At 33.9% G+C, this 1,220-nt stretch carries 2 protein-coding genes; both read right to left on the bottom strand.

Going from position 1 to position 1,220, the window contains the following annotated elements; genetic code table 11:
- Positions 1 to 594 (bottom strand): hypothetical protein (locus tag GOU96_RS17605; RefSeq protein ID WP_324702075.1); only part of this gene is annotated, 594 nt, incomplete at its 3' end.
- A gap of 101 nt (positions 595 to 695) precedes the next feature.
- Entirely contained in the window at positions 696 to 1,154 is a 459-nt protein-coding gene (locus GOU96_RS17600; RefSeq protein ID WP_324702074.1) for a hypothetical protein, read from the bottom strand.
- Positions 1,155 to 1,220 lie beyond the last annotated feature (66 nt).

Raw genomic sequence — 1,220 nt, 5'->3', positions numbered from 1 at the left:
TGAGTTGATCGAAAATGCTGCAATGTAAGCATTTTTTTTGTCAAAATGATTTGATATAGCCTCTTTGCTAACGAAGTTCTGTAAATCAATAAGTTCGGCATCATGTTTCTTTAAGTCTATAAAGCTTCTGATTTGTTCTAAAGCATTACGATATGGGTTAATGTTCCCGCTGAATTTTGCTTCTCCAAATGCGATTAAATTTTGATTTGTTTCGGTATGAAAGTCGAAGCCAGGATTTCCTGAGATCTTCTCTTTAATTAACTCAGCCAAAGGAACTTTGATATGATTAAATTCAGAGACCAACACATCTTGAGCTGATGCAGAGATCATGAACTCGCCAAATTCCTCTGTTATTTCATCTTCTACTTTTGTTAGGATTTTGTTTACTAGTTTATCTATGGTTCTTTCAGCTCGAGCCTCATAAGATAGCTGAGCAACTGGATTTAATTCTTGGAGCCAACAAGTGTCCTGTATTGTCGAGATCATCTCTGATGCTCTATCTTTAATATTATCAATGTTGATTAAAATCGAATGTACTTTTATGCTAACCCCATGGGGGGACATGTCATAAGTTGTCTTTTCGGTTAGATTCATATAGTACCCAGTGTTTAATTGAATGCTGCTAGCCGGGATAAAAATCAACTTGCACCATCACTCATAATCTTAGCTAGTAGCAGAGTTCCAGCTTTTTAACTTTAGCTGCTTACGTCTTCATTGTAGTATTCTGCTATTAATGCTCTGGATGGGACAACTATAAGCATGTCTTTTTTTGTGGTTTTTATTAACTCTCTAAATAAATGTGATTTACCACTGCTTGTTGGTGCTGAAAAAGAAAAATATCTATTGTTCTTTATTTCTTTAAATGCACTTGCCTGAGTCGCTGTGAAAGAGTGTCCAATTTCGTCAAATATTGATTCGGAGTATATTGAATAAAACTCTTCAAATACACTTTTAGGCTTGTCTGTTTTATAGAACAGTCCTATTGCAGAAATTAATTTGTTTTCGTAACGTGAGAAATCAATTGGGTGAAACTTCTTTATGTATGCAAGTTTTTCAAATGTTAAAGCTGATATTGGACCTTTGGTATGAATTTCATAAAGACATTTGCTTAACGTATCATTAGTGTTGGCTCCAAATATTAAATCCTTAATCATTTACAGTAACCCCTATTAAGTATATTTCTTCCTGATCTAAAATATCATCTAGATAAGAGCTGTTTA

Source organism: Vibrio sp. R-1 (genome assembly GCF_035615595.1).
Lineage (GTDB): Bacteria > Pseudomonadota > Gammaproteobacteria > Enterobacterales > Vibrionaceae > Vibrio > Vibrio cholerae.
The sequence above is the reverse complement of the archived record's forward strand: the minus strand, read 5'-3'. Positions and strand labels throughout refer to the sequence as shown.